This window comes from Steroidobacter cummioxidans (assembly GCF_003104955.1).
The window spans coordinates 53,887-78,464 of sequence record NZ_LSRW01000019.1 but is presented as its reverse complement, the minus strand read 5'-3'; the positions used below and the strand labels follow the sequence as shown (position 1 = coordinate 78,464).

Here is a 24,578-nt window from a genome sequence, read left to right as displayed (position 1 = left end):
GGCTTACTGTGCCAGAGAGGTGGCCAGGAACAATCGCGCTTTTTCCCAGTCGCGCGCCACGGATCGCACGCTGCGGTCGAGCGCGTCGGCGACTTCATCCTCGGTCATCCCGGCGAAGTAACGCATCTCGACGACCTTCACCAGGCGCGGGTCGATCTTCTCCAGCTCCTGGAGCGCTTCGTGAATCTGTATCACTTCCCGCTCGCGCGGGTCGGTGATGTGCGCAGCTGCGACGTCGATGTCGACATGGATGGCATCACCGCCACGGCGGTCTGCCGAACGACGACGCACGAAGTCAACGACGATGGATCGCATGACTTGCGCGGCATAACCCATGAAGTGGCCGCGATCGTTTGCTTCGATGGAGCCAGCCTTGAACAGCCGCAGATAGGATTCGTGGACCAGCGCCGTGGTGTCGAGCAAGGTGAACTGGCCACTGCGGCGCAGCCTGGCGTGGGCCAGCTGTCGCAAGTCGTTGTAGAGCAGATCGAATAGCTGCTCGACGGCGCGGGCATCGCCCCGCCGTGATGCATCGAGCAGTAAAGTGACTTGCGACATGAAGGTGCGTCATCCGACGATGGGCGGAATCTAGCATATGAGGCGGTCGCGGCCGTGACCGAAAGCACGCTCCTGAGCGCCCATGTGCCCGCTGCATTGGGGCGTCCTGCCCGGCACACCGTTCAGCTTTTTGCCGCCGCTTCCGCCTTGGCTTCGAGCGTCGACCAGCGCTCGAACTTTTCCGCCATGTCGCGCTCCAGGTCTTCGGCCAGCTTGCGGTCGGCCTTGAGCTGCTCGGGGCCTTGCTTGTGATAGTCGGCCGAGCTCATGCGCGCGGTCAGCTCTTGTTGGCGTTGTTCCAGCGCCTCGATTTCTGCGGGCAGCTGCGCCAGCTCGCGCGTTTCCTTGTAGCTGAGCTTCACCGGCGCGGGGGCGCGAGCAGCGGGTTTGTTTTCTTGCTTCGGCTTGGTCGGCGCGGCCGCGACCGGTGCCGGACGCTGCGCGAGCCAGTCGCTGTAACCGCCGACATATTCCTGCCAGCGGCCATTGCCTTGCGCGACCAATGTCTGCGTGACCACGTTGTCGAGGAAGGTTCGGTCGTGGCTCACGAGCAGCAGCGTACCGGGATAAGTTTGTAACGTGTCTTCCAGCAGCTCGAGCGAATCGATGTCCAGATCGTTGGTGGGCTCGTCCATCACCAGCACGTTTGCGGGGCGCGCGAACAGCCGGGCCAGCAGCAATCGATTGCGCTCGCCGCCGGACAGCGCCTTCACCGGCGAGTTGGCGCGCTGTGACGAGAACAGGAAATCGCCAAGATAGGTCATGACGTGTTTGCGCTCGGTGCCGATCTCGACCCAGTCCGAGCCCGGGCTGATGGTCTCGACCACGGATTTCTCCGGGTCGAGCTGCTCGCGCAGTTGATCGAAGTAGGCGACGGCAATGTTGGTGCCCAGACGCACGTTGCCGCTGTCCGGCTCGAGCCGGCCGAGGATGAGCTTGATTAGGGTCGACTTGCCAGCGCCGTTCGGCCCGATCAGGCCGAGGCGGTCGCCCCGCATGATGCGCATGGACAGATCGCGCACGATCGGTCGCTCAGCAAATGACTTGGCAACGTCGGTCAATTCCGCGACCAGCTTGCCCGAGCGTTCACCCGAATCGAGAGTGAGCTTGACGCTGCCCATTTGCTCGCGGCGCGCGGCACGTTGATCGCGCAGCGCTTCGAGCCTGCGCACGCGCCCTTCATTGCGAGTACGGCGGGCTTCGACACCTTTGCGAATCCAGACTTCTTCCTGCGCCCAGAACTTGTCGAACTTGCGATTCATCACCTCTTCGGCGGCGAGTTGCTCGCTCTTGCGGGTCTCGTACGCAGCGAAGTTGCCGGGATACGAGCGCAGCAGGCCACGGTCGAGCTCGATGATGCGCGTGACGACTCGATCGAGAAAGGCGCGGTCGTGGGTGACGACGATGGACGCCGGGCCTTTGATCAACAGTTCTTCGAGCGCGGTGATGCCGTCGATGTCCAGATGGTTGGTCGGCTCGTCGAGCAGCAGCAGATCGGGTTCCAGTGCCAGTGCCAGAGCGAGCGCGGCGCGTTTGCGCTCGCCGCCTGACGTCGTTTCAGGAGCGCGCTCGGCGGCCACTCCGAGGCGCTGTAAGAATTCACTGAGGCGCGCTTCGAGGCGCCAACGCTCGCGCTCATCGTGGATTTGTTCGAGCTTGCCTCGCAGGACCAGGCTGTCACGCACGGTCTGCGCCGGCGGCAACAGCGGCTCCTGCTCGACCAGCACTACATTCAGGCCGTCGAGGCGCGACACCTCGCCGTCATCCAAAGACGCATGGCCCGTGATGACTTTCAGTAGCGAGGATTTGCCGGTGCCATTGCGGCCGATCAGGCCGACCCGCTCGCGCTCGTCAATGGCGAAATTCGCCTTATCCAGCAGGGGATGCAGGCCATAGGCGAGTTCGGCATTGCGCAGCGTGAGCAGGGGCATCGGCGGTTGGCTTGAGCGTGGGGGCCCGAATGATAACGGTGCCGGCCATCCCGGGGCTGGAAATCGTCACCGCGGCCCTACAATAGGGGCATGCGCATCGCCAAACCCATGTTGCTGATCACGACCCCCGTCGGCCTGGTCCTGGGGCTCTATGAGGGCTGGCGGCTGGCCGGCGGCCTGGTTTTCATCATGGCCGCGCTGATGCTGGTGATTGCCGCGGCATTTGGCAGCGTGATCTGGACCATCCGGAAGGAGCGCCGCGAAGAAGAGGAGCGGAAGAAGGCGGCCGCAGCTGAAGCCGCGGTGCCGACCCAAACCGAGCCCTAGCTGGTTACTTCGCGCGCCGCTCGATCACCAGGCTCTGGATGGCGCGGCCGAAATAGCCACGCTCATCGCCGAGCTTCGCGAACGCCAGCCCCGCGCCGTGATCGCCCAGCCAGGTCTGCGCATCCAGCAGAATCCATTCGCCCACGGGCATGCGGGCCAGGCTGACGGTCAGATCGGCGTTGATGAAGGTCCACTCGTTGAAATCGAGTACCGACGAGACGCCATTGCAAAAATCGCCAGTCATGGCGGCGCGCATCAGCGGCGTAATCGGCTCACCCTCGATGATTGGTCGCTGTGCGCGAAACCACAGTGCGCCGGGGCCCATTTCACCGAATGTGCCTCGCACCGAGCGCAGCGTCATGCCCGCGGCGAACTGCTCATGAGAGCTGAAGCGGATCTTGGCCTCGCGGCCTTGCTCGGGGCCGGGCAAGGTCACTTGCTCATCGATGATGTGCTCGGGCAACTCCACTTCCGTGCGTCGAATCTTCAGCACCGTGGCGCGCACGCACGCCACGCCCTCGGCTGACAAAGTCACATTGCAGACCTGGATCTTGCGGCCCTCGCGCTGCACGTCGATTTTGATTTCCAGCGGCGCGACCGGGATGGGTCGTAACAAATCGAACGTCATCCGCGCTACTTGCATGGGCTCGCGCATGGGCATGCGCTCGATCGCCCAGGCAATCAGAGCTGCCGGCGCGCCGCCGTGCTGCATGCTGGGATCCCAAGGTCCTGCGGAGCAGGGCTGAGCGTGGGCGATAGAACCTTCGACTCGGTAGACGTAACTCATATCGGCAGCTGTCGGAGCGCGGCGGCGGTGGCCGCATCGGCGGGGAAAAAGGATTCCAGCGCCAATTCTGACAGAGTTACATCGATGGGAGTGCCAAAGACGGTGGTGGTGCTGATGAAGCTGAGCACCCCCATCGGTGTCGCCAGTCGCAGCGGCACGACGAACGCATTGGTGCTTTCGCTGCGCTCGTTGTGGCTAGGGTGCGCCGGCGCGGGGTAGGCAATGAGTTCCTCCAGCAATGCGCTCAGGGCCGGGTCGGCAGAGACTTCGATCTGCTGGCGCAGGCGCGCGAATATGTGTGCCCGCCACTGGCCGAGATTGACGATCCGCGGGGCCAGGCCATCGGGATGCAGGCTGGCTCGCAACACATTCATCGGCGGTGCCAGCAGCTGCGCCTTGATGTCGGCCAGCATCGGCGCCACGGCGCGATTGGCTGCCAGCAAGGTCCAATGTCGATCGACTGCGATTGCCGGATACGGCTCGTGACCTTTGAGCACCATTTCCATCGCGTCGCGCGCGGCCTGCAGTGATGGATCGTCCAGCTTGCGCTCGGCAAACACAGGCGCGAATCCCGCTGAGATCAGCAACGCATTTCGTTCCCGCAACGGCACTTCGAGCAGCTCGGCGAGCTTCAACAGCATTTCGCGACTGGGGCGTGAGCGGCCGGTTTCCAGAAAGCTCAGATGCTTGGAGGAAATTTCGGCTTCCACGGCGCAGTCGAGCTGGCTCAGGCGCCGTCGCTGACGCCATTCACGCAGCAGGTCGCCGACCGGGCGCAGGGCAGTTGTGTTCATGGAACGAGACGATAGCGCAGCCGTCGGTGGCTGCTCCATTACCTGGCGGGTAATCGACTCGCCGCCATTGCAGGCGCCATGCTCCACCCCGTCACACGTCAACAACGATATGGAGCAACCGACATGAGCTACATCCAAACAGGCAATTTTCTGCGTCGTATTCTGGTGCTGGACGCCATCAGCTGCGCCGGCATGGGAGTGTTAATGGTGGCATTCAGTGGCTGGTTGTCCGGCGTCTTGAATCTGCCGGTCGACCTGCTGCAGCAGGCGAGCGTCGTGCTGCTGCCATTCGCTTTGTTGCTGGCGTTTCTGAGCACGCGGGCGCGGCTGCCGCGAGCAGCGGTATGGGCGGTGATCGTGGCCAATGCCATCTGGGCGATCGACAGCATCGTGCTGTTGTTCTCCGGCTGGGTGCAGCCGAGCCTGCTGGGCTACCTGTTCGTCGCTGGCCAGGCGGCCTTCGTCGCGCTGATCGTGGAGCTGGAATATATCGGCCTGCGCAGGTCACCTGCCGTCGCACCATTGCATGCGTGAACCAGTGCTGAATATGTCGCCCGACGCCGACCGGTCGCCGCGAAAAAAGCATCGAACGATGCGACGGCGACCGGTCGGCGAGATCGACGAAACGTGCATCTGACCTGCTTGCGGCTGCGATATGCTGAGATACGCTGTTTCCATTCCGGGCTTGAAGCGGCGGCTCGACAATTTCGGTACAGTCTGGTCCCCAACGTCGCAGCACGGGCGTCCGCATGAATCAAAAAAGAACTTTCGCAGCCGCCCTCGCCGCGGTCGCGCTCGGTGTGACCGCTTTGTCGCCAGTCGCTCAGGCTGCGCAGCCCGGGTTTTACATTGGCGGCTTCTATGGCCAGAGCGACAAGGACAGCAACATCCAGGATTACAGCGTGCATGCGGCCACGCGGATCTTTCCCAGTCGCTTGGTGCAGCTGACGGTGGAGTCGATCGATGAGAAGCTGGAGGCCGAGGACTCCGCGTTCGGGTTCCTGGGCGGCTATCGTTTCAATACGCATTTCGCTGTCGAGGGCGGTTATGTCGATCTGGGCAATGTGTCGTACCGAGCCAAGATCCGCGGCAATATCACCGGTATTCCCACCGACGCCACGCTCAATTTCGATAGTGAGACTTCCGGTATCACCGTGGCGGGGCTCGGCGTGTGGCCACTGAGCTATCGTTGGGAAGTGTACGGGCGTGCCGGCGCACTGTTTTCGAGCAATACGTTCACTACTTATTACGTGGACGTCGAGCAGATGCCCAAGCGCGAGCGGTTTAGAAACAACGACGTCGATTTCTTCGCCGGCATCGGCACCAGCTACAACTTTCTCGAGATCTACGATCTGCGCCTGGAGTATCAGCGCTTCATCGCTGCCGGCGACAAGAATACCGATGAGGCCGATGCCAATATGATTTCGATCGGCATCTCCGTGGTGTTCTAGGCCCTAGCTGCGAGCCCGCTTGCCGGCGAGCACGATCTCGACGGGCCGGTGCACGCCGACTTCGGCGCACAATTGCTCGGGATGTCGCAAGCGCCAGATCGCCAGGTCCGCGCGCGCTCCCACCTCGAGCGTGCCGCGATCCTTCGCCAGGCCCAAGGCCCTTGCGGCGTTGACAGTCACTCCGCGTAGCGATTCGGCAGCGGTCAAACGAAACATCACGCAAGCCATGTTCATCGCCGTCAGCAAAGACGCGATGGGTGAAGTGCCGGGATTGCAATCGGTCGAGACCGCCAGGGGAATGTTCAGTTCGCGCAGTCGCGCGATGGGCGGCAGCTGGGTCTCGCGCAAATAATAGAACGCACCGGGCAGAAGTCCCGCGACGACGCCGCGCTCGGCCATGCGTTGCAGAGACCGTTCGGATGCATGTTCGAGGTGATCGGCCGACAGGGCGCCACAGTCGGCGGCGAGCTCGCCGCCACTGCCATCGCTCAGTTGGTCCGCATGCAGTCGCACGGGTAACCCCAGCTCGCGTGCGCGATCGAAGATGCGACGCGTCTGTTCTTGTGTGAATGCGATGCGCTCGCAGAAGGCATCGACGGCATCGGCAAGCTTCGCCGCTGCGACGGCGGGCAACATGTCGTTGCACACGTGCCGCACGTAATCTTCCTGTCGGCCCGCAAACTCGGGCGGCAGCGCGTGGGCGCCAAGGAATGTTTTGATCACCGTGAGTCCGGTGAGCTCGCCGATGCGTTGCGCGACTCGCAGCATCTTCATCTCGTTGTCGAGATCGAGGCCATAGCCGGATTTGATTTCCAGGGTGGTGACGCCTTCCGCGGCGAGCGCCATGGCGCGCGGCAAGGATTGATCGAGCAACCGATCTTCGCTGGCAGCGCGCGTCGCTCGCATCGTCGCGACGATGCCGCCTCCGGCGCGCGAGATTTCCTCATACGTTGCGCCTCGCAGTCTGGCTGCGAACTCATTGCTGCGGTCACCGCCATACACGAGATGGGTGTGGCATTCGATCAGTCCGGGCGTAATCCACAGGCCTTCGGCCAGGGTCACGTTGGTAGCCGCCCATTGCATGCTGTCGAGTTGCTGGCGGCTGCCGACCCAGGCGACGCGTCCATCCTTGATGGCGAGCACGGCGTCCCGCAGCTCGCCCAACCCGGCGGGGGCGTGTCGGTCATTGTATGCAGGAGCGCCGGTGGCCAGGTTTGCACCCAGCCACACCCGGTCCCAGGCGTGAGTCTTCGCGGTCACAGCTTTCATTGCCTCCGAAGTCTTATACTCGACCGCATGTCCATGCAATCCCGCTATCGCTTTACCTACGCGTGGCTGCCCGACGGTTGGCATCGCAATGTGGTGATCTCGGTCGATCCCGGCGGCGACATCGTCGATGTGTCCGCGGACGATACCGTCACGGCCGCCAGGATGATCAACGGCACGGCAATCGCCGGCATGCCAAATATCCACAGTCATGCGTTTCAGCGCGCCATGGCCGGTCTGGTGGAGCAGCGCGGCGGCGAGGGCGACAATTTCTGGTCCTGGCGAGAAACCATGTACGACGTGGCGGGCCGTATCACACCGGAGTGCCTCAACGGCGTGGCGGCCCAGTTGTATGCAGACATGGTCAAGGCCGGCTACACCTCGGTGTGCGAGTTTCACTATTTGCATAGTCCGGGAGACTCGGTCGCAGAGCATTCGCACGAGCAGCGGCTCGCCATGAGCCAGGCTTTGATGGATGCTGCGATGACGGCGGGCATCGGTCTGACGTTGCTGCCGACGCTGTATCAAACATCCGACTTTGGGGGTGCGCCGCCGACCGAGCGGCAGCGGCAGTTCTCGATGCAGACACGCGAATACCTGGATCTGCTCGACGCACTTCGGCAATCGTCGCAACGCTCGCCGCAGCTCGAAGTGGGCATGGCATTGCATAGCCTGCGCGCCGTGCCGCCGGAGTCTTTGCAGATGGTGCTCGACTCGCAGCGCGATGGTCGGGTGATTCATATTCACATCGCCGAACAGGAGCGTGAGGTGCAGGCCTGTCTGGAACGCACGGGCAAGCGGCCCATCGAATGGCTGCTCGACAACGCGCCTGTCGATCGACGCTGGTGCTTGATCCACGCGACGCACGCCACAGCTGCGGAGTTGCAAGGCGTTGCGGCGGCTGGCGCGGTGGTCGGGTTGTGTCCTACCACCGAAGCGAATCTCGGCGACGGCATTTTCCCGATGGAGGCATTGCTGGAGGCAGGCGGCGCGTTTGCCATCGGTTCGGACAGTCACATCTCATTGTCCCCCATCGAAGAGCTGCGCTGGCTGGAATATCAAGCCCGCCTGGCACGGCGGCAGCGTGGTGTGCTGACTGACGGCACGTCGTCCGGCGGTGCATTGTTGTGGCAGAAGGCGTGCACCGCTGGGGCGCGCGTCTCAGGGCGATCGATTGGCGAGCTGGCGGTGGGGAAGCGCGCCGACATTGTCGTGCTGGATACCAACTCGCCTTTGTTTGCGGCGCGCAGCGACAACTCGATCATCGATACATTTGTTTTCTCCGGCACCAGTGAAGCGGTGCGCGATGTCATGGTGGGCGGACGCTGGCTGGTTCAGGATCGACGCCACTTCGCCGAAACCGCAGTGGCCGCAGGTTACAAGCGCGCCCTGCAAAAGATGTTCAAGAGGGATCGACTATGAGTGCATTGATCCACCCGGCCCAGGATCGTCGTCAGGGAGCTCGCGCAGTACGTGCGCCGCGCGGCACGCAGTTGTCGGCGAAGAGCTGGCTCACCGAAGCGCCGCTACGCATGCTGATGAACAACCTGGATCCCGAGGTCGCCGAGAATCCCGATGAGCTGGTCGTGTACGGCGGCATCGGGCGCGCTGCCCGCAACTGGGAATGTTTCGATCGAATCGTCGAGACGTTGCGCGGGTTGAAGGCCGACGAAACATTGTTGATTCAATCGGGCAAACCGGTCGGAGTGTTTCGCACGCATGAGGATGCGCCCCGCGTCCTGATCGCCAACTCCAACCTCGTGCCCAAATGGTCCACCTGGGAGCATTTCAACGAGCTGGATCGGCGTGGGCTGATGATGTTCGGACAAATGACCGCGGGCTCGTGGATCTACATCGGCAGCCAGGGCATCGTGCAGGGCACGCACGAAACCTTCGTCGAAATGGGTCGTCGTCATTTCGGCGGGCAGCTGCAAGGCAAGTGGATTCTGACTGCCGGCCTCGGCGGCATGGGCGGCGCGCAGCCGCTGGCGGCAACCATGGCTGGGGCGAGCATTCTTTGCATCGAATGTCAGCAGAGCCGGATTCAGAAGCGACTCGACACGCGCTATGTGGATGTTCAAGCGCCATCGCTCGACGCGGGGCTGCAGATGATCGCCAATGCGACGGCTAGCGGCCGCGCGATCTCGGTAGCCGTCCTTGGTAACGCGGCAGAGATTCTGCCGGAGCTCGTCGCGCGTGGCGTGCACCCAGATGCGGTGACGGATCAAACATCCGCGCACGACCTGGTGAACGGCTATCTGCCGATTGGCTGGAGTGTCGAGAAGTGGCTCGACCTGCGCACGCGCGATCCAGCCACCGTTGTAAAGGAAGCGCAGCGATCGGCCGCGATTCATGTCGAAGCCATGCTGGCGTATCACAGCATCGGCGTGCCGGTGTTCGACTACGGCAATAACATTCGCCAGGTCGCGTTCGATGAAGGCGTGAAGAATGCCTTCGACTTCCCGGGATTCGTGCCAGCGTACATCCGGCCACTGTTCTGCCGGGGCATCGGGCCGTTCCGGTGGGTGGCGTTGTCGGGCGATCCCGAGGATATCTATCGCACCGACGCGAAGGTGAAAGAGCTCATCCCGGACGATCCGCATCTGCATCGGTGGCTGGATATGGCGCGCGAGCGCATCAGCTTTCAAGGCTTGCCGGCGCGTATCTGCTGGGTCGGGCTGGGGCAGCGGCATCGGCTCGGTCTGGCGTTCAACGAGATGGTCGCCTCGGGCGAGCTGAAAGGGCCGATCGTCATCGGTCGCGATCATCTCGACTCCGGCTCGGTCGCCAGCCCGAATCGCGAGACCGAAGCCATGCAGGACGGTTCGGATGCCGTGTCCGATTGGCCGCTGCTGAATGCGCTGCTCAACACGGCGAGCGGTGCGACCTGGGTGTCGCTACATCATGGCGGAGGCGTGGGCATGGGCTACTCGCAACACGCCGGGGTCGTGATCGTTTGCGATGGCACGGATGCGGCGGCCAAGCGAATCGCGCGCGTGTTGTGGAACGATCCGGGCAGCGGGGTGATGCGACATGCCGACGCCGGTTATCCCGAAGCCATTGAGTGCGCTCGGCAGAACAAGTTGCACCTGCCGATGCTGGAGCGGCCATGAACGTTTATGACTTTCATCAGGGCACGCTGCCGCTGCTGATCAGCATTCCGCATGCGGGTACGTTTGTGCCGGAGCCAGTCGCGCAACGGTTCACTCTGGCCGGCAGTCATCTCGCCGATACCGACTGGCACGTCGACAAGCTGTATGACTTTGCGCGCGAGCTGGGCGCTTCGATTCTGAAAGCGAACTACTCGCGCTACGTGGTCGACTTGAACCGTTCGCCGGATTCGGCATCGCTGTACGTTGGCAATCCCACTTCGCCGGTGTGTCCGCTGCTGACGTTCAATGACGAGCCGATCTACGCGCCCGGCCGGGAGGTCACTGCAACCGAGATCGATGCTCGTATCGAGCAGTACTGGCAGCCCTATCACCAGCGTCTGGTCGCCGAGTTGAAAGCCATCCGTCAGCGGCACGGCTATGCATTGCTGTGGGACGCACATTCGATCGCGAGTGAAGTGCCGTCGTTGTTCATTGGCGTGTTGCCGGAATTCAACTTTGGCACGCGCGACGATGCGAGCTGTCCGCGCGCCGTTGCCGATCGGTTGCTCGATCTCGTGACTGCCGATGGCAAGTTCGGTGCGGTGCTGAATGGGCGCTTCAAGGGCGGCTATATCACGATGAAGTATGGTCAGCCGCAGGACGGCGTTTATGCCGTGCAACTGGAGCTGTCACGTCGCGTGTATATGGATGAAGCCGCGGGCACCGGTTGGAATCCCCAGCGGGCCAAATCCGCGCAGGCACTGATTGCGCAGCTGCTGACGCGCTATCTCAAAGCGCACGACTAACGAGATTTCGATTCGAGCGCGATTGCCGCGGCCTGCAGGGCCGCAATGACTTCGGCGGCGAGAAACGGCTTGCCGATGAATCCCAGCGGCTGCAGCTCGGCCACTTGCTTGCGGACCTCATCGTCGATGTTCGCGCTGATGAACAAACAGCGGATGCCGTGCTCTTGATATAGCTGGCGTGCAACGTCGATACCGCTGGTGCCGTGTGCCAGGCGGATATCCATGATGGCAAGGCTCGGGCGCTGACTCGCCGCTGCCGCCAGTGCACTGGGGCCATCGTGCGCGATCGCGGTGACCCGGTGCCCCGCCTCTTCCACCAGATCCTGCAGGTGAATGGCGATCAGCACCTGGTCTTCGACGATTAGGACTTCGAGCTCCATGTCGCCGTGGCTTGCAGGGGGAAGGTGATGTGAGCGGCGTAGCCGTCGGTGTGCTCGATGCGCAGCTCGCCGTTCAATTGCCGCACCAGCATGTTGATGAGGCGCGAGCCCAAACCGCTGGCTGGCTTGGCGGTGTGGCCTGCCTGGTCCGGGCTCATGCCGGGCCCGTTGTCGGCAATGGTCAGCCGCGCCTGGCCGGCCTCGACCTGGTGCAAACTGACCCGAATGATCGCGGACCGGTCGGTCGGCCGGCCATGTTTCAAAGCGTTCATCACCAGCTCGTTGACGATCAGCGCCAGCGACACGCCGTTTTCGGTCGGCAGGCGCAGCGGCTCGAGGTCGGTGCGCAGATCGGCATGCCGCTCATCGCCAATGCCGGCACGCGCCAGCTCGGCGCACAGGCCGTTGAGATAGGTTTGCATGTCGATGGAGAGCGGGTCGGTGTCCTGATACAGGCGCTCGTGAATCGATGCGATGGCAGTGACGCGAGCGATAGCCTTGGCGAACAATTCCTTAGCACCTGCTTCGCGAAACTCGCCGCCTTGCAGGCTCAGCATGCTGAGCACCAGCTGCAGGCTGTTCTTCACGCGATGATTCACTTCGCGCAACAGCAGCTCGCGCTCTGCAAGCGAGCGGCGCAGCTCGGCCTCAGTGCGATGTAAGCGCAGCAGTGCGCGAGCCACCGCTTCCAGCTCTTCGGGCTCCATGGGCTCGACCAGAAAGCTGTCCGCGCCTGCCGAGAGCGAACTGACGCGGTCGAGCACGGCGATGTTGGTAGCCGAAACCTGCAGCACCATGATGCTGGCGGTCGCCGGGTCCGTCTTCAATTGCCGGCACACGTCGATGCCGCTTATATCCGGCAAATTCACATCGAGGACCACCAGCTGCGGCGAGGCGCTGCGCGCCAGGCGCAACGCTTCCTTGCCCGTGCCTGCTTCGATCACCTGAAAACCGGCGCGGTTCAGGATACGAGTGGTCGCGTACCGCCCCGGCTCGTTGTCATCGACGTTGAGAATGATTTCAGGCATGGCTGGCATTGTGGATTGCTCCGGGGCTGCTGGCGCGCCGGATCACGGCGGCGACCGACTCGCGTGACAACTCGCTTTTCAACAACAAGCCGCTGGCAGCGGCTGCCTGGTCCTCGCCGATGTCATCGGGCCGCTGCGAGGTGAACAGAATGACCGGGATGTCCCGGGTCTCGTCGATGGCTTTGAGCATCTTCAAGACTTCCAGGCCATGCACGTCGGGCATGGCCAGATCGAGGAAGATCAGATCGGGGTGCGATTGGCGCGCGAGCCGCAAACCGTCGTAGCCGCCGCTGGCCTCGATCACTTCGAATGTACTGCTCGACAGGAACTGGCGCAGCGCATAGCGCTCCACCTCGCTGTCATCGACGATCAGCACGCGCTGCGCGGCGCGTGCCTCGGGAACGGCAGGTGTTCCCAGCGGCGCCGACGATTCCAGGCGCACTGGAATGGCCAGCGAGAACACCGAGCCTTTGCCCAACTCGCTGGAAATATCGATCGTGCCGCCGAGCAGCCCTGCGAGTCGCTGCGACAGCGGCAGGCCGAGGCCGGTGCCTTTGACACTGGTCTGCAACGGGTTCTCGACTTGCGTGAACTCGTCGAAGATGTGCCGGTGGTTTTTGGCCGCGATGCCGATGCCGGTATCGGCGACCGAGAACACGATCGTGTCGGTGTCGGCTGCAAGCCTGGCGGTAACGCGCACCGAGCCCGCCTCGGTGAACTTCAGTGCGTTGGAAATGAGATTGCGCAGGATCTGCGAGACCTTGCCCTGATCGGTGTGCAACTCGGGCAGCGCGCCGATTTCCTCGAACGTCAGCGACACGGTGTCCTTGATACTGAGCGGCTTGAACATGCCGCGCAGCGCGCCGAACAGGTCGGTGACATTGAATGTTTCGACTCGCAGCTGCAGCTTGCCCGACTCGACTTTGCGCAGGTCGAGCAGATCATCCACCATGGTCGAGAGCTGCTCGGCTGCCTGGCGGATGTATGTGACTTGTTTCTCCTGCTCGGCGGTGAGCTCGCCATCGAGTCGATGCAGCAGGATTCTGGACAGCGCCAGGATGGAATTCACCGGCGTGCGGAATTCATGGCTGACCGCCGACAGGAAGCGCGTCTTGGTTTCATCGGCGAGTCGCAGATGAGCGGCTCGTTCTTCCAGCTCCGCATACAACGCCATCACGCCGCGATTGGTATCTTCGAGCTCCGAGTTGAGTCGCGCCAGTTCTTCCTTGCGCAACCGCAGCTCTTCCAGGCTGCGCAACAGCTCGCGGTTCTGTTGTTGAATCTCGGCGGTGGGATCGGCCATGCCGTAAGCCGACAGCTGATCCGCGATCGTCGCGGCACGCGCCGCCGGGACGCTTTCATTCCGGCGCGGCAAGAATTTACCCAGTGTGATGGTCGTGCCGCGACCCTTGCCGGAATAGACATCGAACGTGTCCATCAGCCGGCGCGCGGCGACCAACCCGAGCTTCAGCTCGCCATTCGCCGCTTCGCTAATGGCATCGTCCAGGTTGGCGATCCCCGGGCCGTGGTCGCTGATGACGATTTGCAGCAGCGGATTGGCTTGTAAAGCGACGCCACGTGATGGCGCCTCTGTCAGCATGAACTCGATCGCGCCGCCGCCGGCGTGGCGCATGGCATTGCGTGCCAGCTCCGACACGGCAGTGGCGATGCGAACCTGATCCTGAGAATCGAAACCGAGCAGGGCACTGACCTGGCGCGCACGCTGCCGGGCCGCGACGATGTCGCGATCCTGGGCAAGGTCCAGACGTAGCAGAGAACGGTTCATGAGGGTGTGCGTCGAATGACAACGACCAGGGAATCATCGCGGCCGCGCTTGCAGTCGCGATATAACACGCCGGCGATCAGCGCGGCATGATGTTGCATCAGGCCTGGATAGCGCGCCGCTTGCCAGCTGGTCGTTAGGCCGTCGGAATGCAGCACCAGCACGGTGTCGGGCTGGCACGCGTGTGTCAGCTCGCGCGGTCGGGAAATCACATGGCCGACGATGCCATTGTCGGTAGCGATGCGCTTGGTCTCATTGCCATTGATCAAGGCGGCCGCGACATTGCCGACGCCGACGCTGGTGATCCGGCCTGCGTCCCAATCGACTTCCAGCAGAGTGACAGCGGCGCCGCGAGTGGGGCGCAGGGCCTCGTGCAGAGTCTGCATGAGGCGCAGCGTCGGACGATGTTTCTCCACGTCGAAGATTCGGCAGGCCTCGACCGCGGCCTGCTCGGCACCGAGGCCATGGCCGAGACCATCGATGCCGGCGACCAGCGCTCCTTCGACCCGTTCGTGATAACAATAGCGGTCGCCGCACGCGATCTCGCCGGGTTTTGGTACGACCAGCGCGCCGACCTGAGTGCGGCCTGGCGGCGGTTCTCGCGAGTCTGGCCACAGCTGGGCGAGCACGGCCGTGCCATGTCCTGGCCGCGAATAGATCTCGAAGCGTTGTGACAAACGTTCCATCGCGCCAAGTCCCGTGCCCGGGCTGCCGCTGGTGGAATAACCGTCGCGCAGACATTTGGCGACATCGACTATGCCGGGTCCCTTGTCGAGACCGAGCAATTCCAGGCCGAAGTGGCCGTCACGCGAGATCTGCTGTGCGATCAGCTCGCCACCGCCGCCGTGTTTGACCAGGTTCGTACCGATCTCGGTCGCGACCAGCGCGGCGCGACCGGCATCTTCGGTATCGAAACCCAGTTCGGCGGCAAGTGTGCTGACGCCGCGCCGGGCGGGCGCGACGGCACTCGGATCGCCGATCTGAAACTGTTGCATTTATTTCCAACGAGTAATGGTCACGCGAGTGCCTACGCCGGGCTGCGACCAGATATCGAATTCGTGAGAAAGCTTCCGTGCGCCATTCAGTCCCAGGCCCAAGCCATTGCCGGTGGTGTAGCCATCGGTCAAGGCCAGGTCGATGTTGCTGATGCCGGGGCCTCGGTCCTCGAAAGTGAGGCGCAGGCCATAGCGTCTGGCGCCTTGGTTCAGGCGCTCCATGCGCACTTCGCCGCCGCCGCCGTAAGTCAGCGTGTTGCGTGCCAGCTCGCTGGCGGCGGTGATGACTTTGGTTTGATCGACCAGGCTGAAGCCGAGATCCATGGCGAGCGTGCGCACGGCTTGACGGACTTTGACTACGTCCTCGCCGGAACGCACGGGCAGCGTGGTTGGTTCAATCGACATGGCTGCCTGCACCGCTGCGATCGAGCATTCTGCGCAGCAAAGCCAGGCCAGCGTCGACGTTCAGAGCGGTGCGGACGCCCGGCAGCGACAAGCCAAGCTCGACCAGAGTGATGGCAACCGCGGGCTGCATGCCCACCACCACGGTCTGCGCATCGAGGATGCGCGACATGGCGGCGATGTTGCCGAGCATGCGGCCGATGAAGGAATCGACCATTTCCAGCGCGGAGATATCGATCAGCACGCCGCGAGCCTTGGTGGCGACGATCTTGTTGGTGAGATCATCCTGCAAGGCCATGGCCAGCTCGTCGTGCATGTCGACCTGGACGGTGACCAGCAGACAATCGCCCAGACGCAGAATCGGGACGCGGTCCACGGCGTTATCCTCGCGCGGCGGCTGATGTCACAGCCAGCCCGAGGCGTTTCAGTGCCAGGGCGAAGGCGTCGGACAGGCTGGCCTTGGTTGCAACCGCGGACAGATCGATGCCGAGGTGCACGATGGTCTGCGCGATCTGCGGACGGATGCCGCTGATGATGCAGTCCGCACCCATCAGCTGCGCGGCCGACACGGTCTTGAGCAAATGTTGGGCGACCAGGGTATCGACGGTCGGCACGCCGGTGATGTCGATGACCGCGATGCTGGAGCCAGTGGCGACCAATCGCTGCAGCAGTGTTTCCATCACGACCTGGGTGCGTTCGCTGTCGAGCGTGCCGATCAGCGGCAAGGCCAGAACGCCGGGCCACAGCTCGACCACCGGTGTCGACAGTTCGATCAACTCTTCCTGCTGACGTGAGATGACCGACTCACGCGCCTGCTGATAGACCTCGGTGGTGTACAGACCCAGCGAGTCGAGCAGCGTGGTCGCTTCCCACATGGTGTCTGCCAGCGCCTCGGGTTCATTGACCAGGCTGCCGCGCAGGCGGCTGAAGATCGGCTGCTTCAGCGAGAACACGAAGGTCGCCACTTGCGATGGCGAGAAGCCTTGAATGGCACGGCTGCGGGACAGGTCGCCGAGGAACTCACGGATGTCGGACCATTGTGAGTTGCGGGTGTCGAACTGGGCGCCGTTCTTGAGGTTGTTCACCAGCAGGTCGAGGAAGCGTTGCGACTCGTCGCGCAACTGTGTTTCCTGTAATCGTCCGGCGCGCCATGCGCCCGATTCCAACTGCAGTCTGACCCACTCGGTAAGAATTTCTTGTTGGTGCTGCTCGACAAAGGCCGGCAGTCGACTTGCCAGTCGGTTCATCCGCGACTCCTGTTGTGGCCTTCGGTGCGGCCAGGATCGTAAGGGCTATGGGGATGGCTCGCTCGCGGAGCCTTCGATTCAGTCTCGAGGATGGGCGCCCACCCCGCGAGTGACGCCCGACCGTCTGATACGCGCGACGCCGTGGCGCGGTTCCGCGTCTTTGAAATTTTTTCTAGCGGGCGGGCCGGGTCAGGCGCTGACGACTTTGAGCAGGTCGGTGTCGAGGTCGTTGAGGCCGAGCGGGCGGCCGTTCAAGAAATCGCGGCACTTATTGGCCGGTACGGGCTCGGCGAACAGGTAACCCTGCGCGTACCGGCAGCCGAGCTTGCGGAGGGTTTCCAACTGCGACCAGCCCTCGACACCCTCGGCGATCACTCGGATCTTCAGATGCTGGGCCATGGCGATGATGGCGCCGACGATCGCATGGTCGTTGGAATCGGTGACCAGGTCGCGGATGAAGCTGCGATCGATCTTCAGGTAGTCGACGCGCCAGCGCTTCAGATAGCTCAGCGACGAATAGCCGGTGCCGAAATCGTCGATGGCGATGCGCACGCCGAGCGCGCGCAGATCGTTGATGGCATCGACGCCGGCCTCGCTTGCATTCGAGCCGTGGCGCGGTTCGACCTGGTCGAACATCGCGCCCTCGGTCAGCTCGATCTGCAGCATCGCCGGGCTGAGCGCGTTGGCCTGGGTCAGCTCGGCAATGCGCTGGCGCAGATCGCAGCGGGCCAGCTGGCCGGGCGAGACATTGATTGCCACCGGCACCAGCACCGAGTGGCCGGCCTTGCGCCACTGGACCATGTCGTCGATGACCCGCTTGATCACGAAGTCGCCGAGTGCCGCGATCAACCCGGTTTCCTCGGCCACGGGGATGAAGCGCAGCGGCGCGACATACCCTTCGATCGGATGTTTCCAGCGCACCAGCGCTTCCAAGGTCACGACCCGCCGGGTTTCCAGATCGATCAGCGGCTGATAATGCACGTCGAGCTGGGTTTGGGATTCCAACGCGGCTCGCAGGCTGGTCTCGATGGCGACGCGCTCTTTGAGCTTGCGGTCCATGACCGGGCTGAACACCTGAAAGTTGTTCCGGCCACGGTCCTTGGCTTGATACATCGCCGTGTCCGAGTGGCGGAGCAGGGCGCCGACGTCTTCGCCATCGCGCGGGAACATGCTCACACCCACGCTCGCAGTCGTCACCAGCGGCTTGCCATCTATTTCCAGTGGTACCGCCAGCGCACTGGTGATGCGTGAGGCTGTCTCTTGCACCTGGTTGCTGCTCCTGACGATGTTGAGCACAACCACGAATTCATCGCCGCCCATGCGCACCACGATGTCCTCGTTACGCACGGCATCTTTGATCCGTTGCGATACCGCTTGCAGCAGCTTGTCGCCGGTCTCGTGACCGTGCGTGTCATTGACGTGCTTGAAGCGGTCGAGATCGATGAACAATACCGCCAGCGCCGCTTTCTTGCGGCGAGCCTCTTCGATGGCCGCGGGCAGATGGGCCGAGAGGAACAGGCGATTGGGCAGGCCGGTCAGCTGATCGTGATGGGCGAGGCGATCCAGTCGCTGCTGTTTCTCCAGCAACTGCGCCTCGATCTTGCGACGGACCAAGCCGCCGTGCTCCACCTGCTCGATGAACTCGCGATGTCGCGATTCGGCCTCGACGACTCGCGCGTCCAGCTTGCGCATGCGTAGGTGAAGCGTGATTGCCCAGGCTGTGACGGCGCACAGTGCGGCGATGGCACAAACGGCAAGGTAGGACATTGAGACGTGTATTCACTTCGACGACGGCAGTGTCGCCAAATGAAGTCAGTCGGCGCCGGATGTGGCGCACAGTTTTGGGCCGCGCGGTTCGCCGGCGGCCAAAATTTCGACGTAGGGCCGGTTGTGACTTAACAGTTGGCCGGTCCTGCGCATCCCTGCGCTTCCTTGTGCCCGCTGCATTGGGGCATCCCTGCCCGACACATTCGGGCATCCTGCCCAGCACGCTGTCTAGGCGGCCGGTGCAGTGCGCAATTGTAGATCGCTCGCCGCCTGGCCGAAGGAGCGAATGAACATAGTGAAGGCATACACTGCGCCGGACACAGTCTGAGTCTGATCGTCGGCGGCCTCGTGAGTCTCGAGCTGCTGCAGGAAGCTGCGCCACAAGCCACTGCCCTCACCGGGCTGTCCATGACTCAGATACGACGCAGCGTTACGAACATTCTCGTCGGTGCTGGCCAGTACCTGGTCAAGCTGTACGCGCGCGCCCAGACGGGAGCCTTCCAATACATACAAAATGCCGAACACCTCGGAGGGCGTCGGCGCAGTACGGCGCAACGCGAGCGGTTGCACCTCGGACTGCAGGCTGTGCAGGTCGGCAAGGATGGCGGCGCGACGCGAACGCTCGGGCCAGTCGGCCACCAGTTGCTCGACACCGGCGTTCTCCAGCAACTGCTCGATCGCAATCAGCGTCGCGGCGTTGGCCTGCAGGAAACGACGATAGTGAGTGGCATCGGCCAGGTTGAACCCGGCGGCGATCCGGTCCAGGTCGCGATGCAAATGATCGGTCGCGCCTCGCAGCGAGTTGCGGCGATTCAACTTGGGGTTGGCGCCGAGGTTTGGCGCGGATGCTTGTTCAATTTGCATGGCGAGCGGAATCCTGACCGTCGAGCACGCTGCGGATGCGCGCTGCCAGGTCATCGAAGGCAAAGGGTTTGGTGATCAGCTGCACGCCCGGGTCGAGCCTTCCATGATGCACGATGACATCGCGCGCGTAGCCGGTCGCGAACAATACTTTCAAGCGCGGATGAAGCAGCACCGCCTGCTGTGCCAGTTGCTGGCCGTTGATGCCTCCCGGCAGCACCACATCGCTGAACAACAGATCGATGTCGCCGGGAGTTGTCTGGCGCAGCAGGTTCAGTGCGTTGGTACCATCGCGAGCTTCGAGCACATCGTAGCCAAGCTCGCGCACGGTCTCGACGGTAAAAGCGCGTACATCGGGATCGTCTTCCACTACCAGAATGGTCTCGCGCTCGGCGGCGAGCGAAGACTCGAATTGACCGTCATCTTCGGGCAGCTGTGCGTCGGGACGAGCGGCAGGCAAGTAGATACGAATCGAGGTGCCGGCGCCGTCCGCGGAGGTGATTCGCACCTGTCCGCCGCTCTGGCGCACGAACCCGTAGACCTGCGACAACCCGAGGCCCGTGCCCTGGCCGACGCTCTTGGTCGTAAAGAAAGGTTCGAAGGCTCGCGCCAGCACTTCGGGCGCCATGCCGACGCCCGTGTCACGAACGTTGATCACGACGTATTCGCCGCGCGGCAGATTTTCCACCGTGCCGCGGAGCGCGTTGCGCAGATCCAGATTGAATGTTTCGATGCTGAGCTTGCCGCCATGAGGCATGGCATCGCGGGCGTTCACCGCCAGATTCAACAGTGCGATCTCGAGCTGGTTGCTGTCGATCTCCACGTGCCGCAAGTCGGGTGACAGCGTGTTCTCGACCAGGATCAGCTCGCCGAGCGTGCGTTGGATCATTTCCGACATGCCGGCGACGAGCCGGTTGACCGCCACAGGGCGCGGATTCAACGGCTGCTTGCGTGAGAAGGCGAGCAGATGCTGCGTGAGATTGGTCGCGCGCTGTGCGCCGGCCATCGCGTGATCGGCGGCGCGTCGCAAGCGCTCCAGGCCCGGCGGCAGCTTGCGTTGCAATGTTTCTATGTTGCCGACCACGATCTGCAACAGGTTGTTGAAGTCGTGCGCCAGACCGCCGGTGAGCTGGCCGACTGCCTCCATTTTCTGCGCCTGACGCAGAGCTTCCTGCGCCTCTTCGAGTTGAGCCTGCGCCGCTTTGTCTTCGGTGATGTCGCGGCCCACGGCATAGATGCAGCCATGGCCGAGCGCGGTCGACCACGAGACCCAGCGAGGTTCGCTGTCGCGGCACAGGAATCTGCAGACGAAAGGTCGCTGATTTTCCTGAGCGGCCTGCGCCATTGCTTGCCGCACCAGGGCCGCGTCATCGGCATGCGCAAACTTCGCGAGATGCTCGCCGACCACTTCACTCGTGCCATGCCCCAGCGAGGCTTGCCACGCGGGATTCACTTCGATGAGCGCGCCGACCGGCGTCATCACCGCCATCAGGTCTTTCGACAGCTGCCACAAGTGATCGCGCTCGGCGGTCTTGTGCGCGACCCGCAAGGTGAGCGTCTGATTCAAATCCTGCAAGGCCGTCTCGGCCTGCTTGCGCTCGGTGATGTCGTTGATGATGCCGATCAGCCGAGTGCAGGTGCCTGAGTCATGAAAGGCACGGCCCGACAATGACACCCAGCGTTCCTGCGCATCGCCCGGGCGGACGATGCGAAACTCGCTGGCGAAGTTGTTCGCCGCCGAGCCGCTCAGCGCCGCATGGAAAATGGCTTCCATCTCTTGCCGGTCGCTGCTGTGACAGCACTTGAGAAATGAGTCCTGATTGGCGACGACGCTCGGCGCCAGGCCGAACAGCTCGCGACAGCGCGTATCCAGATCGAACGTGCTGCTGGCCGGATCGTACTCCCAGCGGCCAAGACCGGCGGTCTGAATCGCCAGTTGTGCGCTGGTCTCGCTGATACGCAGTGCCTGTTCAGCTCGCACGCGATCCTGGCGCTCGCGCGCTTCCGCGACGGCACGATCGACCGCCGCCGGCAAGCGGCTCAAGCCGCGTTTCATCACATAGTCGGTCGCGCCCCGGCGCAATGCATTGATCGCGAATTCCTCACCGACCACGCCGGAGACGAAGATGAAAGGCATCTCGGGATGACGCTCGCGGACGATGTCGAGCGCCGCGAGCCCGTCGAAGTCCGGCAACGAATAATCCGCCAGCACCACGTCGTAGCCGCCGCTGCCGATCTCGCGCATGAAGTCTTCGCGAGTGGACACACGGCATACGCTGTTCTGAGTCTCTGCTTTGGCCAGATGAGTAATGGCCAGCTCGGCGTCGATCTCGCTGTCCTCCAGCAGGAGAATGCGAGTCTGCAAGTGCGGGCGAGAGGCAAGCTCGGCGGACATGACTATTTCTTCTGAACGCTCATGCCCGCCGGGGTGCGCAGCGGGGTTTCGTTGAGGACGCCCCAGAACATGCCCAGATCCTGGATGGCTTCGAAGAACGCGTTGAAATCCACCGGCTTGACGACGAAGGCATTCACGCCCAGCTCGTAACTGCGGACCAGATCGCTTTCCTCGCGCGAGGAGGTGAGCATGACCACCGGCACCGAGCGCGTCCCGCCATCGGACTTGATCTTGGCGAGCACCTCCAGGCCATCGACCTTGGGCAGCTTCAAATCCAGCAGCACCACGGCCGGATCGCCGGGCAGGCGGTCTTTGTACTGGCCGCGGCAATACAGATAGTCGAGCGCCTCGGCGCCATCCCGGGCCACGACGATGTCGTTGGCCAGTTGACACTTGGCCAGTGCGGCCAGGGTCAGCTCGATATCTTTCAGGTTGTCTTCGACCAGCAGGATGGGTCGCAGATCAGCCATCGACACTTGCTCCTTTGCGAGGTAGGCCAAAACGGAATTCCGCGCCTCGATCGAGGGCGCCACGCGCCTCGATCCAGCCGCCGTGTCGCTCGATGATCCGATGGGTCAGCGCCAGGCCGATGCCGGTACCGGCAAAATCCTCCATCCGATGCAGCCGTTGGAACACGCCAAATAACTTGTGGGCATACGCCATGTCGAAGCCGACGCCGTTGTCCCTCACTGTGTAAACGCATTCCGACGGATGTTGTTCACCGCTGATCTCGATGATCGCGGGGGTGCGGTCACGGCTGTACTTCAGGGCGTTGTCCACCAGGTTGTACAGGGCCTGGCGCAGCAGGGGTGCATCGCCATTGGTCGGTGGCAGCGGCTGAATGCGCCAGTCGATCTGCCGGCCCCGGGTATCGGGCTCGACCGAGCGCACGATTTCCTGTACGACTTTCTGCATGTCGACCGGCGACATCGACAGCGCCGTGCGGCCGAGCTGCGAAAAGCTCAGCAGGTCGTCGACCAGCTGACCGGCCGAGGCCGCAGCTTCATTGATGCTGTCCAGATAATGCAGCGATTGCTCGCTCAGCGATTGCTCGCGATCGCGCAGCAGCTGCGTGTAGCCGACGATGTGCCGGAAGGGAGCGCGCAGGTCGTGACTCACCGAATAGGAGAACGACTCCAGCTCCCGATTCGAACGTTGCAACTGACTGGTGAGCTCGGCGCGCTCCTCGGCTCGACGCAGCACGAAATTGATGATGGCGCTCCGGAAATCCACCGCGCCATCGACTTCGGCTTGCGACCACGGCAGCGAGCGACCTTTGACCAGCTCTTTCCAGCTGGCGAACGAGTTGCGTGGCGTCAGGCGTTCATTTTCGACCTGCTTGGCTTCGCGCGGATCGCCCGCCCACAACACGGTCCGTTCCACTTCGGGACGGAACCAGAGGATGTAACTCGAATGCAGCTGAGAGATTGAAATCGCCAGCACACCGCTCGCCGCATCGACGATGTCGGCGAACTCGGGCCACTGCTGGGATAGCCTGTCAGTGACGAAGGAATCGGTCCCCTCCTGATGGAGTTTCTCCGCGAGCGCGCGCAGCCGCTCGGCGGCGGGCACGGCTCCGGCGGTAAACACTGAGTCATCATGCAGAACCGCGGCGCCGGTCGCGCCGACGATCTTCAGCCAGGTGCTCGCGTGAGCGCCCAGGCCGCTCTGGAAGGAATCGCTCGACGCAATCTTGGTCAGCAGCTCGCTTTCCACCCGCTTCAGCTCGATGCGCTTGGCTGCGTACGCGCCTCGCTCACGCGCGCCGATGTGCTGGGAAAGAACTTTGCCCAGCAGATCGCACGCGGTGCGCGCTTGAGCATTCACTCGGCGAGGCGCGGCGTTGTGAGCCGATACCAGTCCCCACAAACGACCATCGACCAGCACCGAAATGGACATGGACGCGAGCGTGCCCATGTTCCGCATGTATTGGAGATGCACGGGCGAGACGCTGCGAAGCGCGGCGAAGCTCAGATCCAGCGGCGTGCCGCCTTCGTCCAGAGGCGGCTCGATCGGCACGGGCGTGTAATTCGCGTCGGGAATCACGCGCAAGCTGTTCAGGCGGTACAGCTCGCGCGCCTGAGTCGGAATATCCGACGCGGGAAAGCGCAGGCCGGCGTAGGAGGGCAGCACGCCATCGCCATCCTCGGCCAGCACTTCGCCATTCCATTGCTCGTCGAATCGATAGATCAGGATACGGTTGAAGCCGCTGATCTGCCTGAACTCGCGGGCGGCAGCCACGCACAGATCGGTGACGCTCTCATAGGCCGGCAGATCCTCCATGAAGCGGCCGACGCGCGGGTAATAGGCCTCGAGCGTTTCTCCTTCGCTCTCCGGCGGCTGTTCGAATTCGAGGATGATGCCCTGGCGGGTCTGGTGGCCCAGCACCTGCAGGCGCCGGCCATTCACATCCAGGGTTCTCAGGTAACTGCTGTCTGGATTGGCCAGCCATGCGGTGATCTGACGCTCGGCGGATTCACCGACCAGCTCGGTCAACGACAGGCCGAGCACGGCGCCGCCGCGGTCTTTGCCGAGCAGTGCCGGCGCGTTGGCACTGGCCTGCACGATCCGCCTGCTGTTGGGATCCACAACCACGAGCGTGCCGTGCGGCTGAATGCTGCCCGGAATCCGGATAGGTTCTTGCGCGCATAGGTCGAGGTTGAGATCGGATGTCGAAACCGCTGATACCATCCGTTGCTCGTCGAGCT

General features: G+C 63.1%; 23 protein-coding genes. 6 read left to right on the top strand and 17 right to left on the bottom strand.

The genetic code is table 11. The annotated features are described in order from the left end of the window. Window positions 1-3 precede the first annotated feature (3 nt). On the bottom strand, window positions 4-558 hold the full coding sequence (locus tag D0550_RS12390; protein WP_116809503.1) for an ECF-type sigma factor: 555 nt from the start codon (window positions 556-558) through the stop codon (window positions 4-6). A gap of 122 nt (window positions 559-680) precedes the next feature. Next, window positions 681-2,489, bottom strand: coding sequence for an ATP-binding cassette domain-containing protein (locus D0550_RS12385; RefSeq protein ID WP_116809502.1), 1,809 nt, complete (start codon window positions 2,487-2,489; stop codon window positions 681-683). A 90-nt stretch (window positions 2,490-2,579) separates the two neighbouring features. Between D0550_RS12385 and D0550_RS12380 the strand changes: the two genes are divergently transcribed. After that, a complete protein-coding gene (locus D0550_RS12380) occupies window positions 2,580-2,816 on the top strand; it encodes a hypothetical protein (protein ID WP_116809501.1) in 237 nt (78 codons plus the stop codon). Between the two features lie 4 nt (window positions 2,817-2,820). Here D0550_RS12380 and D0550_RS12375 read toward each other — a convergent pair whose 3' ends face one another. Together D0550_RS12375 and D0550_RS12370 are read right to left on the bottom strand one after the other, a co-directional pair. Continuing rightward, window positions 2,821-3,603 carry a thioesterase family protein gene (locus tag D0550_RS12375; protein WP_116809500.1) on the bottom strand — a complete coding sequence of 261 codons (783 nt, stop codon included), beginning with the start codon at window positions 3,601-3,603 and terminating at the stop codon, window positions 2,821-2,823. Next, the gene (locus tag D0550_RS12370; RefSeq protein WP_116809518.1) at window positions 3,600-4,397 is read right to left on the bottom strand and encodes a helix-turn-helix domain-containing protein; all 798 of its coding nucleotides are present in this window, start codon (window positions 4,395-4,397) and stop codon (window positions 3,600-3,602) included. Before D0550_RS12370 ends, D0550_RS12375 begins: the two co-directional genes overlap by 4 nt. Before the next feature lie 123 nt (window positions 4,398-4,520). On the opposite strand from D0550_RS12370, the gene D0550_RS12365 reads away from it, so the two are divergent. Both D0550_RS12365 and D0550_RS12360 read left to right on the top strand, forming a co-directional pair. Further along, on the top strand, window positions 4,521-4,931 hold the full coding sequence (locus D0550_RS12365; RefSeq protein ID WP_116809499.1) for a hypothetical protein: 411 nt from the start codon (window positions 4,521-4,523) through the stop codon (window positions 4,929-4,931). A gap of 215 nt (window positions 4,932-5,146) precedes the next feature. Beyond that, the gene (locus tag D0550_RS12360; RefSeq protein WP_116809498.1) at window positions 5,147-5,848 is read left to right on the top strand and encodes an outer membrane beta-barrel protein; all 702 of its coding nucleotides are present in this window, start codon (window positions 5,147-5,149) and stop codon (window positions 5,846-5,848) included. Window positions 5,849-5,851: 3 nt separating this feature from the next. Here the strand turns inward: D0550_RS12360 and hutI are convergent, their stop codons facing one another. Beyond that, entirely contained in the window at window positions 5,852-7,117 is a 1,266-nt protein-coding gene (gene hutI / locus D0550_RS12355; protein WP_116809497.1) for an imidazolonepropionase, read from the bottom strand. A gap of 27 nt (window positions 7,118-7,144) precedes the next feature. On the opposite strand from hutI, the gene D0550_RS12350 reads away from it, so the two are divergent. The 3 genes from D0550_RS12350 to hutG are packed head-to-tail and all read left to right on the top strand — an operon-like array spanning window position 7,145 to window position 11,012. After that, window positions 7,145-8,536 carry a formimidoylglutamate deiminase gene (locus D0550_RS12350; RefSeq protein ID WP_206606230.1) on the top strand — a complete coding sequence of 464 codons (1,392 nt, stop codon included), beginning with the start codon at window positions 7,145-7,147 and terminating at the stop codon, window positions 8,534-8,536. Continuing rightward, complete coding sequence (hutU, locus tag D0550_RS12345) at window positions 8,533-10,227, top strand: urocanate hydratase (RefSeq protein WP_116809496.1); 1,695 nt, start codon at window positions 8,533-8,535, stop codon at window positions 10,225-10,227. Before D0550_RS12350 ends, hutU begins: the two co-directional genes overlap by 4 nt. Beyond that, on the top strand, window positions 10,224-11,012 hold the full coding sequence (hutG, locus tag D0550_RS12340; protein WP_116809495.1) for an N-formylglutamate deformylase: 789 nt from the start codon (window positions 10,224-10,226) through the stop codon (window positions 11,010-11,012). The genes hutU and hutG overlap by 4 nt, the downstream gene beginning before the upstream one ends. On the opposite strand, the gene D0550_RS12335 is transcribed toward hutG, so the two are convergent. The 12 genes from D0550_RS12335 to D0550_RS12280 form a co-directional block, all read right to left on the bottom strand. Further along, a complete protein-coding gene (locus D0550_RS12335) occupies window positions 11,009-11,392 on the bottom strand; it encodes a response regulator (RefSeq protein WP_116809494.1) in 384 nt (127 codons plus the stop codon). The two genes, hutG and D0550_RS12335, sit on opposite strands and share 4 nt — an antisense overlap. Then, window positions 11,374-12,429 (bottom strand): histidine kinase dimerization/phosphoacceptor domain -containing protein, encoded by a 1,056-nt coding sequence (locus D0550_RS12330; protein WP_116809493.1) that lies wholly within the window; start codon window positions 12,427-12,429, stop codon window positions 11,374-11,376. The genes D0550_RS12335 and D0550_RS12330 overlap by 19 nt, the downstream gene beginning before the upstream one ends. Next, window positions 12,413-14,206 carry an ATP-binding protein gene (locus tag D0550_RS12325; protein WP_116809492.1) on the bottom strand — a complete coding sequence of 598 codons (1,794 nt, stop codon included), beginning with the start codon at window positions 14,204-14,206 and terminating at the stop codon, window positions 12,413-12,415. Before D0550_RS12325 ends, D0550_RS12330 begins: the two co-directional genes overlap by 17 nt. Continuing rightward, the gene (locus tag D0550_RS12320) at window positions 14,203-15,198 is read right to left on the bottom strand and encodes an ATP-binding SpoIIE family protein phosphatase (protein WP_116809491.1); all 996 of its coding nucleotides are present in this window, start codon (window positions 15,196-15,198) and stop codon (window positions 14,203-14,205) included. The genes D0550_RS12325 and D0550_RS12320 overlap by 4 nt, the downstream gene beginning before the upstream one ends. Beyond that, window positions 15,199-15,603 carry an anti-sigma regulatory factor gene (locus D0550_RS12315; RefSeq protein WP_116809490.1) on the bottom strand — a complete coding sequence of 135 codons (405 nt, stop codon included), beginning with the start codon at window positions 15,601-15,603 and terminating at the stop codon, window positions 15,199-15,201. Beyond that, window positions 15,593-15,976, bottom strand: coding sequence for an STAS domain-containing protein (locus D0550_RS12310; RefSeq protein WP_116809489.1), 384 nt, complete (start codon window positions 15,974-15,976; stop codon window positions 15,593-15,595). Before D0550_RS12310 ends, D0550_RS12315 begins: the two co-directional genes overlap by 11 nt. Before the next feature lie 4 nt (window positions 15,977-15,980). Further along, window positions 15,981-16,847, bottom strand: a complete 867-nt coding sequence (locus D0550_RS12305; RefSeq protein WP_116809488.1) for an STAS domain-containing protein — start codon at window positions 16,845-16,847, stop codon at window positions 15,981-15,983. A gap of 189 nt (window positions 16,848-17,036) precedes the next feature. Continuing rightward, on the bottom strand, window positions 17,037-18,614 hold the full coding sequence (locus D0550_RS36360; RefSeq protein WP_116809487.1) for a putative bifunctional diguanylate cyclase/phosphodiesterase: 1,578 nt from the start codon (window positions 18,612-18,614) through the stop codon (window positions 17,037-17,039). A gap of 228 nt (window positions 18,615-18,842) precedes the next feature. Further along, window positions 18,843-19,478 carry a biliverdin-producing heme oxygenase gene (locus D0550_RS12295; RefSeq protein WP_161965795.1) on the bottom strand — a complete coding sequence of 212 codons (636 nt, stop codon included), beginning with the start codon at window positions 19,476-19,478 and terminating at the stop codon, window positions 18,843-18,845. Further along, entirely contained in the window at window positions 19,468-21,870 is a 2,403-nt protein-coding gene (locus tag D0550_RS12290; protein WP_116809485.1) for a response regulator, read from the bottom strand. The genes D0550_RS12295 and D0550_RS12290 overlap by 11 nt, the downstream gene beginning before the upstream one ends. A 2-nt stretch (window positions 21,871-21,872) precedes the next feature. Continuing rightward, window positions 21,873-22,340, bottom strand: a complete 468-nt coding sequence (locus tag D0550_RS12285; protein ID WP_116809484.1) for a response regulator — start codon at window positions 22,338-22,340, stop codon at window positions 21,873-21,875. Beyond that, on the bottom strand, window positions 22,333-24,561 hold the full coding sequence (locus tag D0550_RS12280; RefSeq protein ID WP_116809483.1) for an ATP-binding protein: 2,229 nt from the start codon (window positions 24,559-24,561) through the stop codon (window positions 22,333-22,335). Before D0550_RS12280 ends, D0550_RS12285 begins: the two co-directional genes overlap by 8 nt. Between the last annotated feature and the right edge of the window lie 17 nt (window positions 24,562-24,578).